Origin of the sequence: Marinobacter sp. EhC06 (assembly GCF_001650915.1) — a bacterium.
Classification (GTDB): domain Bacteria; phylum Pseudomonadota; class Gammaproteobacteria; order Pseudomonadales; family Oleiphilaceae; genus Marinobacter.
In genome coordinates, this window is sequence record NZ_LXYO01000001.1 from 203,219 (window position 1) to 217,738 (window position 14,520).

At 60.5% G+C, this 14,520-nt stretch carries 15 protein-coding genes; 6 read left to right on the forward strand and 9 right to left on the reverse strand.

Going from position 1 to position 14,520, the window contains the following annotated elements; all coding sequences use genetic code 11:
* The first annotated feature begins 145 nt into the window (after positions 1–145).
* Genes A8B84_RS00870 through A8B84_RS00895 form a run of 6 tightly spaced genes read left to right on the forward strand, consistent with a single transcriptional unit; the run spans position 146 to position 7,116 of the window.
* The gene (locus A8B84_RS00870; protein ID WP_064228837.1) at positions 146–1,108 is read left to right on the forward strand and encodes an AAA family ATPase; all 963 of its coding nucleotides are present in this window, start codon (positions 146–148) and stop codon (positions 1,106–1,108) included.
* A gap of 37 nt (positions 1,109–1,145) precedes the next feature.
* Positions 1,146–2,087 (forward strand): DUF58 domain-containing protein, encoded by a 942-nt coding sequence (locus A8B84_RS00875; RefSeq protein ID WP_064228836.1) that lies wholly within the window; start codon positions 1,146–1,148, stop codon positions 2,085–2,087.
* On the forward strand, positions 2,084–2,554 hold the full coding sequence (locus tag A8B84_RS00880; protein ID WP_064228835.1) for a DUF4381 domain-containing protein: 471 nt from the start codon (positions 2,084–2,086) through the stop codon (positions 2,552–2,554). Before A8B84_RS00875 ends, A8B84_RS00880 begins: the two co-directional genes overlap by 4 nt.
* Complete coding sequence (locus A8B84_RS00885; RefSeq protein WP_082905032.1) at positions 2,548–3,579, forward strand: vWA domain-containing protein; 1,032 nt, start codon at positions 2,548–2,550, stop codon at positions 3,577–3,579. Before A8B84_RS00880 ends, A8B84_RS00885 begins: the two co-directional genes overlap by 7 nt.
* A complete protein-coding gene (locus tag A8B84_RS00890; RefSeq protein WP_064228834.1) occupies positions 3,569–5,380 on the forward strand; it encodes a VWA domain-containing protein in 1,812 nt (603 codons plus the stop codon). Before A8B84_RS00885 ends, A8B84_RS00890 begins: the two co-directional genes overlap by 11 nt.
* A complete protein-coding gene (locus A8B84_RS00895; protein ID WP_064228833.1) occupies positions 5,374–7,116 on the forward strand; it encodes a BatD family protein in 1,743 nt (580 codons plus the stop codon). Before A8B84_RS00890 ends, A8B84_RS00895 begins: the two co-directional genes overlap by 7 nt.
* 3 nt (positions 7,117–7,119) lie before the next feature.
* On the opposite strand, the gene ccmI is transcribed toward A8B84_RS00895, so the two are convergent.
* The 9 genes from ccmI to ccmA form a co-directional block, all read right to left on the reverse strand.
* Positions 7,120–8,388, reverse strand: a complete 1,269-nt coding sequence (gene ccmI, locus A8B84_RS00900) for a c-type cytochrome biogenesis protein CcmI (protein ID WP_064228832.1) — start codon at positions 8,386–8,388, stop codon at positions 7,120–7,122.
* Between the two features lie 68 nt (positions 8,389–8,456).
* A complete protein-coding gene (locus A8B84_RS00905) occupies positions 8,457–8,930 on the reverse strand; it encodes a cytochrome c-type biogenesis protein (RefSeq protein WP_064228831.1) in 474 nt (157 codons plus the stop codon).
* Positions 8,930–9,466: a DsbE family thiol:disulfide interchange protein gene (locus tag A8B84_RS00910; RefSeq protein ID WP_064228830.1), complete on the reverse strand. Its 537-nt coding sequence runs from the start codon at positions 9,464–9,466 to the stop codon at positions 8,930–8,932. Before A8B84_RS00910 ends, A8B84_RS00905 begins: the two co-directional genes overlap by 1 nt.
* On the reverse strand, positions 9,463–11,469 hold the full coding sequence (locus A8B84_RS00915; RefSeq protein ID WP_064228829.1) for a heme lyase CcmF/NrfE family subunit: 2,007 nt from the start codon (positions 11,467–11,469) through the stop codon (positions 9,463–9,465). Before A8B84_RS00915 ends, A8B84_RS00910 begins: the two co-directional genes overlap by 4 nt.
* A gap of 37 nt (positions 11,470–11,506) precedes the next feature.
* Positions 11,507–11,977 carry a cytochrome c maturation protein CcmE gene (gene ccmE / locus A8B84_RS00920; RefSeq protein ID WP_064228828.1) on the reverse strand — a complete coding sequence of 157 codons (471 nt, stop codon included), beginning with the start codon at positions 11,975–11,977 and terminating at the stop codon, positions 11,507–11,509.
* A 14-nt stretch (positions 11,978–11,991) separates the two neighbouring features.
* Positions 11,992–12,231 (reverse strand): heme exporter protein CcmD, encoded by a 240-nt coding sequence (gene ccmD / locus A8B84_RS00925; RefSeq protein ID WP_064228827.1) that lies wholly within the window; start codon positions 12,229–12,231, stop codon positions 11,992–11,994.
* 3 nt (positions 12,232–12,234) lie between these two features.
* Positions 12,235–12,978 (reverse strand): heme ABC transporter permease CcmC, encoded by a 744-nt coding sequence (gene ccmC, locus A8B84_RS00930; RefSeq protein WP_064228826.1) that lies wholly within the window; start codon positions 12,976–12,978, stop codon positions 12,235–12,237.
* Between the two features lie 31 nt (positions 12,979–13,009).
* Positions 13,010–13,735, reverse strand: a complete 726-nt coding sequence (gene ccmB / locus A8B84_RS00935) for a heme exporter protein CcmB (RefSeq protein ID WP_064228825.1) — start codon at positions 13,733–13,735, stop codon at positions 13,010–13,012.
* Positions 13,725–14,363 (reverse strand): cytochrome c biogenesis heme-transporting ATPase CcmA, encoded by a 639-nt coding sequence (gene ccmA, locus A8B84_RS00940; protein WP_064228824.1) that lies wholly within the window; start codon positions 14,361–14,363, stop codon positions 13,725–13,727. The genes ccmB and ccmA overlap by 11 nt, the downstream gene beginning before the upstream one ends.
* Positions 14,364–14,520: the final 157 nt, after the last annotated feature.

Below are 14,520 nucleotides of genomic sequence, written 5' to 3' on the forward strand. Positions count from 1 at the left end.
TGAAATAAACGTAATCGGCGTATCGTCACATAAGCATAGTCAAACCCTTGATTTTTGCCGGCCAGACGCCAAAACTTCGGCAACTACCTACGCACGATACGGGTTTCTCCGGAAAATCCTCAGATACAGAGAGCAGTCATTTCCAATGTCGCTACAGCATACGTTCGGTGAGTTACGGGAACAGTTAGCCAAACGGATAATCGGGCAGGAAAAGCTGGTGGATCGTTTGCTGATCGCGCTGCTTGCCGACGGGCACCTGCTGGTAGAAGGCGCGCCGGGGCTGGCAAAAACCACCGCCATCAAGGCCCTTGCCGATCACCTCGAGGGTGACTTTCACAGAATCCAGTTTACCCCGGACCTGCTACCTTCCGACGTCACCGGCAGTGAAATCTACCGGCCGGAAACGGGGCAGTTCGAGTTCCAGCGCGGCCCGATCTTCCATAATCTCGTGCTTGCGGATGAGATCAACCGCGCGCCCGCCAAGGTACAATCCGCCCTTCTGGAAGCCATGGGCGAACGACAGATCAGCGTGGGTATGCGCACCTTCCCCCTGGACCGGCTGTTCCTGGTTATGGCGACCCAGAACCCGATCGAGCAGGAAGGCACCTACCCATTACCTGAAGCCCAGCTGGACCGCTTCCTGATGCACGTGGTCATCCACTACCCATCGGCGGAGGCGGAGAAAGCCATCTTGCAACTGGCCAGGAACGATTATCGCCATGGCCTGCCCAAAACAGACCTTCGCCTGACGGCAGACCAGGTGTTCGACGCCCGGGCGGAAGTCGCGAACATCTATATGGCAGAACCGGTTGAGCAATACCTGCTGGCCCTGGTGCTGGCAACCCGTGATCCGGCCGCACTGGACCCGGAACTCGCCCGCTGGACTGCCTTCGGCGCCAGCCCCCGTGGCACCATCGCCCTGGACCGCTGTGCACGGGCACTGGCCTGGCTCGACGGCCGTGATTACGTAACGCCGGACGATGTACGCGCCATGGCCTTCGATGTGCTCCGCCACCGCATCCTGCTCACGTTTGAAGCAGAAGCCGAAGGCATGACCGCCGATACCGTCATCGAGCGGCTGATCGAACGTGTTCCGGTGAGCGCCTGAAGCCATCGACGGAAGCAAGACACGGGAGCCGTCAGGCATGGGCAACACCGAAGCAATAACCCACATCGGCCTACCGGATCTGATCCGCCTGCAGGCAGATGCGCGGGCACTGAAACTGCCCTCTGCCCGCCCGGTGCGTTCGCGGCAGGTCGGCTTGCAGCGCTCGCCACAGCGCGGCAGAGGTATGGCGTTTGCCGAAGTCCGGCTTTACCAGCCTGGAGATGACATCCGCAGCATCGACTGGCGGGTAACGGCCAGGCGCCAGGAACCGCACACCAAACTCTATGAGGAAGAACGGGAGCGGCCCGTGCTGCTCCTGTGCGATCTCGGCCCAAGCCTGTTTTTTGCCAGCACCGGTGCCTTCAAACAGGTTCGCTGTGCCCAGATCGCCTCCATTCTGGCCTGGCTGGCGTTGTGGTCCGGAGACCAGGTGGGGGGCATTGTTTTCAATGGCGAGGCCCTTAGCGTCCTTCGCCCTGCCCGTCGCAAGAAGTCGGTGCTGCGGTTCCTGGACACCCTGGACCAGCAGCAACGAAGGGATAACCGGACGCTGGCACCGGACGAACAGCCCGGCCAGTGCCGGCTGGACACGGCACTCACTGAGGCCCGTCGGGTCGCCCATACCGGCAGCCGGATCTTCGTGATCAGTGATTTCCTGGATATCTCGCCAGAGACAGGCACTCTGCTCGGCGCCCTGGCCCGCCATAATGCTGTCAGCGCCCTGAGAATCGTGGACCCATTGGAGAAACAGCTGCCGAAAAGCGGACGCTTCGCGGTGGCCGGTCCGGACGGCCCGGTGTGGTTCGACGCCGGAAACCCTCGGTTCCAGAGGGCCTGGCATGAGAAAGTCACCAACCATGAACACCGATTGGAGGAATGTTTCCGGACCTCCGGGGTTACCATGGCAGAGGTATCTACCGCGGAAGATCCCGCAGCCACTCTGAAGTCACTGCTGGGGCCGGGAGGGCGGATCGGATGAACCCGCAAGATCCGCTCAGCCAGCTCAGGGATATTCATCTGCCCGAGACCGGGGGCTTCTGGCCCCCGGCGCCGGGTTGGTGGATTCTGGCCGTATTGATGATTGCGGCGCTTGCAGCCCTGATCTGGCTGATCCTGAAGCGACGAAAAAGGAATCGGTGGCTCCGATTCGCCCGGGCCGAGCTTGCCAGACTGGAACGTTCAGCCAGCCCCGACCCCTCGTGGTTTTCGCAACTGAACACACTGCTAAAACAGGCCGCCCGTGCGCGCTACCCGGACCAACACCCGGAAGCGCTGTCTGGCGATGCCTGGGTGGAGTTTCTGCTGACCACCGCCCCCAGGGACCGGATTGCCTCCCGACCGGTTGCCGAAGCACTGGTCTCCAGTGCCTGGCGTCCCAAAGTTTCCGCTGAGCCCACCGAGGCGCTGGCGTTCGCCCGGTTGTGGCTGGGAGGTCAGAAATGCTGAATCTTGCCTGGCCCTGGGTACTGGTTCTGGTGCTGTTACCGCTGGTCCTGAAATGGCGCAAGCCCGGAGGACAAGCGGTCGACGCGCCGGTGCTGCCGGTCGGCCACTGGCTGTCGGACCTGCCCGGCGTGAGTCGTCGGGGCAATGCTGTTCCACTCTGGCAGCAACTGTTGCTGTTTCTCATGTGGACGCTTCTGGTAATCGCACTGGCACGACCCCAGCATGTGGGAGAGCAGGTACAGATGCCGGTTTCCGGCCGCGATCTGATGCTGGTTGTCGACATTTCTCCCAGCATGGATGAGCAGGATATGGTCCTTCAGGGCCGGAGCATTAATCGCCTGCAGGCGGTCAAACGGGTACTGGATGACTTCATCTCCCGCCGCCAGGGTGACCGGCTCGGTCTGATCCTGTTCGGTACCGAGCCCTATGTGCAGGCGCCCCTCACCTTCGATCTTGAAACCGTCAGAACCCTCATGCGCGAGGCGGGCCTGGGAATGGCCGGGCGCGCCACCGCCATTGGCGACGCGGTGGGTCTGGCAACCAAACGGCTGAGAAACCGGCCCCAGGACCAGCGCGTTGTGGTCCTGCTCACCGATGGCGCCAATACCGCCGGCGAAATTACCCCCGACAAGGCCACCGAAATCGCCGCCGCCGCCAGCATTAGACTGTACACCATCGGCATCGGCGCCGAGTCCATGGTGCAACGCGGTCTGCTGGGCTCGCGGCGGGTTAACCCATCCAGGGATCTGGACGAAAACCTGCTGACCCGGATGGCCCAGCAAACCGGTGGAGAGTATTTCCGGGCACGCAGCCTGCCGGAGCTGGAACTCATCTACGAGAGCATCGATCAACTGGAACCTATCGAGCTGGAGGGCAAGTTCTTTCGGCCAGTGACCGAACTCTATTTCTGGCCCGCCGGCCTGGCAGTGCTTCTGTGGCTGTTCCTGTTCCTGGTTCGCCACGGCCGGGAGCTTGTTGCTGACTCCCGCCGGAGCAGGAAGGAGGAGGAAGCGAATGTGGGCTGACTTTCATTTTCTGCGGCCATTCTGGCTATTGCTGCTCCTGCTATTACCGATCCTGTATCTGGCATTCCGGCAAATGCGTCTGGGCGACAGTGGCTGGTCCCGGCTGATTCCGGCCCGTTTGCTATCGCCGCTGATTCGTCATGATGGCCGCTCGGGGAAAGCGACAAAGTCGCCTCTGGCCCCGGCCGTCGTTGCCCTGATCATTCTGTCCGTGGCGCTGGCAGGGCCCGCCTGGCGGGAGGCACCCACCCCACTGAAACAGCCGGGCGACAGTCTTGTGATTGCACTGGACCTCTCCCTGTCCATGCTGGCCACGGACGTGGAGCCTGATCGCCTGACCCGGGCCAAACGGAAAATCCGGGATATCCTCGAGCTTCGGGAAGGCAGCCTGACCGGCCTGCTGGTCTTTTCCGGCGACGCCCACGTGGTCACACCGTTAACGGATGACGGCCGCACGATTGAGGGGATGCTCAATGTGCTGGACCCGGTCATCATGCCAGCCACAGGCAATCGGGCAGACCTCGCAGTTACCCGGGCAAAGGAATTGCTCCAGCAGGGCGCCCCAGGGGAGGGCCGCATCCTGCTGATCACTGACGACATCAACGATCGTTACAGCGGGACGATCCGGGAAACCCTGTCTGGTACCGGTTACGTGCTTAATACTCTCGTTGTCGGAACCGAGGAGGGTGGCCCCATCCCCCTGGCCCGGCGCGGATTTATCCGTGAAAACGGCGACATTGTGATCAGTCGGGCCAACCCGGAAGGGCTGTCGGACCTCGCTCGCAGCACCGGCGGCCAGAGCCATGAGGTGACCCTGGATGATACCGATGTTCAATCCCTGAACCTGAGCGCAAAGGACGGTGACGACTGGCAGGCATCAGAAGACGGCCTAACGGTCAGTCGCTGGCAGGATGACGGCTACTGGCTGCTCTGGCTCGCCCTTCCCCTGGTTTTGCTTGGCTGGCGCCGCGGTGCCTTCAGTGCCTTCGCCCTGATCCTGTTGCCGATCTGGCCACAGCCGGCTGCCGCCATAAGCTGGGATGAACTCTGGCAACGGGAGGATCAGAGAGCCCCCGAGCTGATTGAGAAGAGCCCGGAAACAGCCGCCCGGCAGCTGGACGACCCGGAATGGCGGGGTTCCGCACTGTATCGTTCCGGCCAGTTCGATAGCGCCGCCCAGTCGTTTGCCCGCACACAGGGCCCGCGTGCCAGTTATAACCGGGGCAACGCACTGGCCCGTGCCGGCAAACTGGAAGAGGCTCTGGCCGCCTACGATGCGGCCCTGGAAAAAGCGCCTGACATGGCGGATGCCCGACACAACCGGAAGATTGTCGAGGAACTTCTGAATCAGCAGAACCAGAGCCAGGAAGGCAGCCAGCAGGATTCGTCGGACTCATCCAGCAACGAGGGAGGCGAAGGCGATCAGCAACAAAACCGTCAGAATCAGGATGGAAACAGTGAGAGCGAGAATTCCGGCAACTCAGGGAATAATCAACAGCAAAACCCTGAAAACAGCCAGTCCTCGCCCGGCAACCAGGATCAGCCCAACAATCAGTCCGATGAGCAGAATCAGCAGGAGCCCGGTGAGGAAGGCAGTCCCGAGCAGGCCTCCGGCGAGGGGGACTCACCGTCAGGCCAGGCGCAGTCACCCGCCCCGATTTCAGAAACGCCGCTGACCCAGAGCCAGGAACAATGGCTCAGACGGGTGCCGGACAACCCGGGCGGCTTACTGCAGCGCAAGTTCCTGCAGCAGTATCAACAACGCCAGACTCCATCCGATGAGGGCGATACACCATGGTAAAACGGCTGATTACACCCGCCGTCTGTCTGTTTCTGCTGACGGTGCTCTTAACAGTAATCTGGCTGCCGGCCCAGGCACAGACACAGTCACAGCAACTGACGGTCGAGCCAGACCGGACCCGCCTCTACGAGGGTGAGGTCCTCACACTGACCGTGAAGGGCAGCATGGAGATCGATATCAACCTGGGCAACCTGTTTGACTTCGACATGTCCAACCTGCCCAAGCCTGATATCGAGAAAGTGGAACCGGATTTTGAGATTCTGGCCCAGAACCAGCAATACAGCATCCGCACCGTGAACAACCAGATGGTGGGCGAGATTACCTGGACCTACCAGCTTGCACCGAAAAACACCGGTGAGCTGACCATCCCGGCGCTCACCTTTAAAGGGGCAGTGTCAGAGCCGGTAACGGTGGAAGTGGTGGATGGCTCACCACCGGATCAGGCCGCTCCTGGCCGGGACAGCTTCATCGAGCTGTCTGCCGACAAAGATGAAGTGTATGTGCAGGAGCAGTTGATTCTGACCGTTCGGCTTTTCTTCCGGGGCAACCTTATTCGTGGAGAGCTATCCGAGCCTACCCATCCCCATGCCATCATTGAATCCCTGGGCAGGCAGCAGGAATTCTCACGCTATCGCGACGGTGTCCGATATCGCGTTGTGGAACGCCGGTACGCGATATTTCCCCAGCGTCCGGGGACTCTGAAACTTCCTCCGGTCCGGTTCGAGGGCCAGGCCAGAGACGCTTCCGGCAGCCTCCGTTTTCTGCGGGACAGCGAAGAGCTCTTTGAAGTGCCGGTCAACGATGTACCTGCAAAATTCAGTGGTGAAACGTGGCTGCCGGCAACCGGCTTAGCGCTTGAGGAGTCCGGGCTTCCGCCGACTCTGGAAGTCGCCACCGGCGAAAACATTACCCGCGAAATCAGGCTCACGGCAGCGGGACTGCCTGCGGAGGCCCTGCCTCCGTTGCCCGATGCCGTACCAGACGGCTTGAGAAGTTATCCCGAAGAGCCGGAGCGCCAGACCGAAACCACACCCGCTGGCCTCACATCCTCACTGAACCAATCCGTGGCTCTGGTGCCCGTTGAGGCTGGCCAGATGACTCTGCCGGCCATTCGAATAGCCTGGTGGGATACGGAAGCAGACCGGGAACGAGTTGCCGTGATCCCGGAGCAAACACTGACCGTGAAAGACCCGAATACCGTTGCCGCTGCGTCGTCTCCGCAAAGCGACCAAGGCAAGGCAAGCCCGGAACCGGGTGCCGCCACCACTGAACCCCCCGCTAGCCCGCCATCGGACGAAACCGGCCCCTGGCAGTGGCTCGCCCTGGTGCTGGGATTTCTCTGGGCCGGAACACTGTTGGCATGGTGGTGGTCAGGCAAAGCCGGGACAGCCACTCCGGCACAGACTGACAACCGGGATGAAGATACCGCGTTCGACCGTCTGATCAAGGCCGCGAGGGACGGCACAGCAGAGACACCGGAGCTTGTGGTGGAGTGGGCAAATATGCACTCGCCCGGCCACGGCTTCCGGTCTGCATCTGACGTTGTCGATCACTTCGGCGACGAGACACTGGCCACGGAACTCAGAAGGCTTCAAGCCCGGCTTTTTGCGCCCGGGCACGAGAACGACACCTGGGATGGTCGGCCATTGGCGCGGGCCCTTGAGCAGATCCGGAGGCACAGGCAGGCCCAAACCAGCGCCGATCTGCCTCCGCTCTACCCAAAAGGCCTGTCCTGAGTATTAATCGATCAGCTGCTGATCGATTACAACCGATACCGGCGTGTCCTGGCTTTCATTAACAGCTATGGGCCCGTCGGTGCTGCCCTGCCAGTCACCCGCCTGGGCGCTAACACTGCCGGAACGACTGAGACGAGCCGTTACGACAACCTCGTCAACACTGGAAATCGTGGCCTGTGGTGACATTGCGTACCGGTCGTCCAGACGGATTTCCACCGGCAGCTGATCGGCCGTCAACCGAGCAACGGCCAGAGGTGGCCCCTGCCGAACATTGGCCTGACGGGCAAACAGGAACAGCGTGGTATCGGCCGGCACCTGATCCAGGAAGTCCTCGGCAAGAGTCACACGAACGGTCACTCCGGCCCCGGCTGCTTGCGCTTCGGCCATCTGGGCCGGCGGTTCCTCCCCGAGACGGGTGTAGGCTTCACGAATCCCTTCCTGTATGGACGCAATCTGCGGGTGGTCTGGCGCAACGGTTTGTATTCGCTCCCAGTACTCTATGGCTTCCCGATAATTCTCCTGACTGAAGGCATTGATGCCCAACAAGCCCAAGGCATTAACCTCATCCGGGTTGAGCTCACGGGCCTGTTCAATGGCAGCCGTAACCTCTTGCGTCATGGCTCCCTGACTACCGAAGAACAGCGCCTGGGCAGAAAGACCATAGGCAACGGCTTCTGCCCTGTCATCGTCATTCACACTGTCCGCCAGCTGCCGGAATGCCCAGGCCGCGTCGTCATAGCGCTCCAGGCGCATGTAGGTGCGCCCGAGCATCGCCCAGCCCTCTGGATTATCCGGGCTGGCCTCCAGCCGCTCTCGCAGTTGCCCGGAAAGCTCAATCATCTGGGCCTGTCTCGAACCGTCGGTGGCGCCCATTTCCTGCATGGTGATAAATTGCTCAACCCGGTCCATCGCCCCCCAACGCTCATACAGGTAAACGGTAGCCGCCGGGATCAGAAGAATCGACACCAGCGCCACTGCCATGGCGCTCCGGCGACCGCTGATCACGGGCCTCACCTGTTCCTGCTCGGGGACATCATCCAGCATGCTCCCGGCGAGCTCTTCCTTGAGCTGGCGGTAGTTCTCGTCGTCCAGAATACCGGCCTCGTATTCACTATCGAGCTCCTTCATCCGGGAGCGGTAGGCCATCAGATTCTGGTTTTTGAGATCGGTCTGTTTTCGTGCACCAAGCCGATGAAAAAAGACCGGGTACAGTACAAACAAAAGGGCAAGAATGATCAGTACCGTTGCGGCAATCCAGAAAGTTTCAGTCATGGAGTATCAGTCACAGGTTCAGAATTAAGAATGAGGTAGCAGCCAGGACATCCCGGGCAAAGCCAGCTTTAGGACGGCTTGTCCTCGTCTGTCAGCATTTTGTCGACCCGGGCTTTCTCCTCGGCACTCAGCGCCGGGCTCTCCTGCCCCACCCTCCGGGAGCGGATGACCACACCGGCCACCACCAGCAACCCGCCGAAGACCGCAATGGCCGGTGTCGCCCAGAGCAGGAACGTCCGGCTGTCAAACTCCGGCTTGTAGCGAACGAACTCACCGAACCTGCCAACCAGGGACTCAACAATCTCCTCGTTACTGGCACCGTCTTTCATCATCCGGTAGACGACGTCTCTCATGTCCTTGGAGATGGGCGCGTTGGAGTCGGCAATGTTCTGGTTCTGGCATTTCGGGCAGCGCAGTTCCGCGATCAGGTTCTGGTAGCGCTGCTCCTGGGCCCGATCGGAAAAATCATAGACATCAGCGACGTCGGCCGTCGCCAGGGCCGGGAGAAGCAAAGCCAATACCAAACAGACGATTCGCACCATCAGCCATTCCCTCGAACGTCGTTGATCACCGGCAGCAACGTCTGTTCCCAGACTGTCTCATTCACGACACCCACGTGGCGATAGCGGACCACACCACCGGCATCAATCACAAAGGTTTCCGGCGCGCCATAAACCCCCAGGTCAAACCCGAGGGTCCCCCGTGGGTCATAGATGGTTTTCCGGTACGGGTCACCCAGACGGTCGAGCCAAACCAGGGCATCTTCGCGATTGTCCTTGTAGTTCAGACCAATGATGTTGACGCCTTTCTCCTCGGCAAGCCACATCAGGTCGTCGTGCTCATCCTTGCAGGCAGGGCACCAGGTGCCCCAGACATTCAACAGCGTAACCTGCCCCTGAAACAGGCTTTGATCCAGCATGGTCTCCGGGTTGTGCAGATCCTTCAGGCTGAATTCAGGAACCGGTTTGCCGACCAGGGCCGATTCAAGCTTGGTCGGATCCTTGCCGATGCCCGCGAACAGCACGACGCCAACAACAAGGGCGATCAGCAGCGGCAGAAACAGCAGAAACCGTTTCATGAGGTCGCTCCAGCGGATGTCGCAGAACCTGTCTCGGGCGCGGCAGTGCCGACCTGCACCTTCTTGTCAGCTCCCTCCCGGATCCGGTAGCGGCGATCAGCGATAGCCAGGAAGCCGCCGGCGGCCATAAACAGGGAGCCCAGCCAGAGCCAGCGAACAAGCGGCTTGTATTGCAGCCGGATGGCCCAGGCCTCGTCGGTGATGCGCTCACCAATGGCCACGAAGATATCCCGGAACAGACCGGCGTCGATATCAGCCTCGGTCATGACGCTCATCCCCACAGAGTACTGGCGCTTCTCGGGATGAAGCACGGAAACACGCTCGCCATCCAACATGACATCGAAGGTGCCGTACTGAGCCGTAAAGTTAGGCCCCTGGCGCGCGCCGATATCCCTGAACACAAACTGATAATCGCCGACGGTCGCGACATCGCCGGGTACCATGCGGACATCACGCTCGATGCCGTAGTTGGAGACCACCGTAGCGCCCGCCATGGTAATGGCCAGACCCAGATGCCCGAGTACCATGCCGTAATAGCTGCGGGACTGCCGCTTCAGGCCGTGCAGGCGGCCCTTTCGGGAAGAGGACTTGTCCCAGAGATCCCAGAAAGTGGCAACCGTTACCCACATGGCGGAGAAAATACCGAGGAACGCCCAGGGCTTGAAGCCGCCGTAACCGATCAGAACCGCCGTGGTGGCGACAATGCTGATTGCCAGGGGCCACAGAAGCTTTCGTGCCAGCCAGCCGCCATCGGTTTTCTTCCAGCGGGAGAAGATGCCGGCACCCAGCAACAGGCCGGTCGCCACCGCCAGGGGACTGAACGTCAGGTTGAAGAACGGTTCACCGATCGACAGCTTGCCCAGTTCCAGATAATCAAGAACCAGCGGATACAGCGTGCCGACTGCCACCAGAAGCGTGGCGGATACCAGCAGCACGTTGTTGAGCAACAGGAACACTTCCCGGGACAAAGAGCCATAACGGGAGCGGACGTGCACCACCGGTGCCCGGAACGCATACAGCGCCAGACTGGCTATCACGGTCACTGCCAGCAGGGCCAGCAGGAAGGTACCCCGCTCCGGATCCGAAGCGAAGGCGTGAACCGATGTCAGCACGCCTGACCGGACCAGGAAGGTGCCGAGCAGGCTGAGTGCAAAGGTGACAATGGCCAGCAGTACCGTCCAGCTCTTGAACACACCGCGTTTTTCGGTGACCGCCAGCGAATGCATCAGGGCGGTACCGGAAAGCCAGGGCAACAGTGAAGCATTCTCGACCGGGTCCCAGAACCACCAGCCACCCCAGCCGAGCTCGTAATAGGCCCACCAGCTCCCCAGGGCAATACCGAGGGACAGAAACGCCCATGCAACCGTGGTCCAGGGCCGCGACCAGCGGGCCCAGGCGGCATCGAGACGGCCATTGATCAGGGCGGCAATGGCAAAGGCAAAGGCCACGGCAAAACCGACATAGCCCATGTAGAGCATCGGCGGATGCACGATCAGCCCGAAATCCTGGAGCAAAGGGTTCAGGTCCGCGCCATCGGCGGGCACATTGGGCAGCAGACGGTCGAACGGATTGGAGGTGATAACGATAAATAGCAGGAAGCCGACACAGACCATGCCCAGCACCGACAGCACCTGGGAGATCATCACCGCCGGCAGGCGCCGGCTGAAGATAGCGACCGCCAATGTCCAGCCCGCCAGCATCAGTATCCAGAGCAGCAGCGAGCCCTCATGACCGCCCCATACAGCGCTGAACTTGTAATACCAGGGCAACAGGCTGTTGCTGTTATTGGCTACATAGGCCACCGAAAAATCGTCAGTTACAAAGGCATGGGTCAGGACGGCAAAGGCAAGCCCCACGAACACAAACATGCCGGATGCAAGTGGCCTGGCGAAGGCCTGAAGATTGTCCCTGCCGGTCAAGGAACCGGCCAGGGGGACTACGGAAAGGAGCACTGCCAACAACAGCGCGAGAATCAGTGCAAGCTGTCCGAGTTCGGGATACATCAAAGGCCTCCAGAAACCAGGCTGTTAGATAAAACGGTTAGTAGGACACGGTTTCCGCACTGCCACTGGCTTTATGCTGGCCCTTCGAGGCCTTCTCCAGTGCATCCGCGACTTCCGGCGGCATATAGTTTTCATCGTGCTTGGCGAGAACCTGATCGGCCACAAAGCGACCGTTTTCATCCAGTCGGCCCATGGCAACCACACCCTGCCCCTCGGCAAACAGATCCGGAAGGATACCGGTGTATTGAACCGGCACAGACGCGTTGAAGTCAGTCACCTTGAACTCAACCATCAGGCTGTCCGGATCACGCAGAACAGAGCCCTCCTCGACCATGCCACCGGCCCGGATTCTGACATCCACCGGTGCTTCACCGGCGGAAATCTGGGTGGGGTCATAGAAGAGGTTGATGTTCTGGCGCAGCGCATAAGTCGTCAAACCCACAGCAATGGCCAGTCCCACCAACAGGAACAGAACAATGGTCAGCCGCTTTTTTCGGATTGGATGCATCAGATATCTGCCTTTCAGTCTTGGGAAACCTTGACGCGGGTGAAGGACGCTGCCGAAGCCGATGCGGCCTGCTGGTCCTGCCGGCCTGCCTGGAACTCATAACCGCGACGGCAGGTCTCAATAGCGGCGTTGCGGCGACGCAGGGACCATACCATAAGGCCGATCATCAGCAGGAAAAATACGGCGTAACAGGCCCAGACATAGGGCCCGTGACCTTCCATCACCATAAATGCCGAAAAGGAATCAAATGCCATACTTCAGCCCCTCCCGGCCAACACGTAATCTTTAACCCAGCGCGCTCTCTGCTCGCGCAGAAGGATCTCGGTCTGCATACGCAAACAGGCCAGCCAGCCGAACAGCAGGTACAGCCCGAGTACCGAAAGGAGCAGCGGTACCCACATTTCCGCCGGCATGGACGGCTTTTCAGTCAGTTTGAACGTCGACGGCTGGTGTAACGTATTCCACCATTCAACGGAGTACTGGATAATCGGTATATTCACCACCCCGACCAGAACCAGGACCGATACAGCCCGCGCCGCGGATTTTTCGTCGTTAATCGCCCTGTCCAGGGCAATGACACCGCCGTACAGGAACAGCAGAATCAGCATGGAGGTCAGCCGGGCATCCCAGACCCACCAGGTACCCCAGGTGGGCTTACCCCAGACCGCGCCGGTAAACAGGGAAAGAAAGGTCAGCACCAGCCCCACCGGTGCGACCGACTTGACGAATACATCCGCCAGCTTCATTCGCCAGACCAGGGTGACGACAGCCGCCACCGCCATCATCACGTAGACCGACTGGGCGAGGAAGGCCGTGGGGACGTGGATGAAGATAATGCGGTAGCTGTTGCCCTGCAGGTAATCCTTGGGCGCAAAGGCCAGCCCCCAGACAATGCCTGCCATCAACAGCAGGATGCCACCCGCCAGTAGCCAGGGCATCAGCCGGGCTGCAATCCCGAAGAACCATTTGGGAGAACCCAGCTTGTGAAAAAATTGCCACATCAGATGGTTACCGTCCTACCGTTACCTTGTTTTACCCGTTAGACAGGCTGATACGCAGCGCTGCTGCCGATGCAAAGGGTGCCAGGGTCAGTGCCAGCACCAGAAACGCGCCCATCAGGGCCAGATAGGCTCCCACGGGAGCGCCCTCTGCGGCCGAAGCCACCGTACCTGTTCCGAAAATCAGGACGGGAATGTACAGCGGAATGATCAGCAGGGACAAGAGCACCCCTGCCGACCGTAATCCAAGCGTCAGCGCCGCGCCGATTGACCCGATAAGACTCAGCACCGGTGTACCGATCAGCAGCGTTAGACACAAAACTCCGATGGAGTTCCCGTCAAGATGGACCATTACGCCCAAAACCGGCGTTAGTACCACCAGCGGCAAGCCTGTTAACACCCAGTGCGCCGCCGTTTTCGCCAATACCAGCAGAAACAGGGGCTGGGGCTGAAGCACAAGTTGCTCGAGCGTGCCGTCGTCAAAATCATGGCGAAACAGGTGGTCCAGTGACAACAACACCGATAGCAACGCCGCTACCCACAGGATACCGGCTCCGGCCTCCCGCAGAAATGACACTTCCGGGCTAACCCCCAGGGGAAAAAGGGTTACGACCATGACGAAGAATAACAGCGGATTGAGCAGATCCTGGCGCTGCCGGAAGGCCACCTTCATATCCCGGGCAAACACAGCCTGCATCGCCGCCAATGCACCGACGGTATCTTGCCGCAAAGTCAGTGCCGGCCGGCAATCAGCATTCATCGGTCGACCCTCCGCCCAACACAATGCGTTGCATACCGGGTAATCTGAGATCGTGATGGGTCGTCACTACCACCGCACCTCCCTCGGCAGCCCGTTGTTGAAGCAGCTTTTCAATGGCGCTGACACCGCTGGCATCAATGGCGGTAAAAACTTCATCCAGCAGCCAGAGCGGCTCGTCGGCAATCAACAGGCGCGCCAGGGCAACCCGTCTTTGCTGCCCCGCCGAAAGCTTGCGACAGGGCACATCCTGGAACCCGGCCAATCCGGTACCCTCAAGCGCCTGCCGCAGAACCGAATCTGGCAGCGGCCGCCGCCCTGCCGTCAGTGCCCGGAGGTTCTCAATCGGTGTCAGCAATGGCTTGATGCCCGGCCGGTGGCCAAGATACAGGGTATTGCGGAGGAATTCTTCCCGCTGGGCAGACCTGGACTTGCCGCACCAGAGCAGATTGCCGGACCAGGCGTCGTTCAGGCCGGCCAGCATTCGCAGCAGCGTGGTCTTGCCGGAGCCGTTCGGCCCCTCGACACGGGTGACCGTACCGGGCAGTATGGAGAACGACAGGTCACGGAACAGGATCCGTTCATCCCGCTCGCACTGCAGATCGACAGCCTGTAATAACGGCTCAGACATCAGGGCCCCGTAACCAGGACGATGCGCGTGAAGACGGCATCGGGTGCATTCGTGACAGCGGCGGCCATGAACATTGTTCGCGCATGACCTGCCGGCGCGGCGTATTATAACGAAAGCGCCCGCGGATTACTCTTGTCCAACATCAAATCAGTGACGA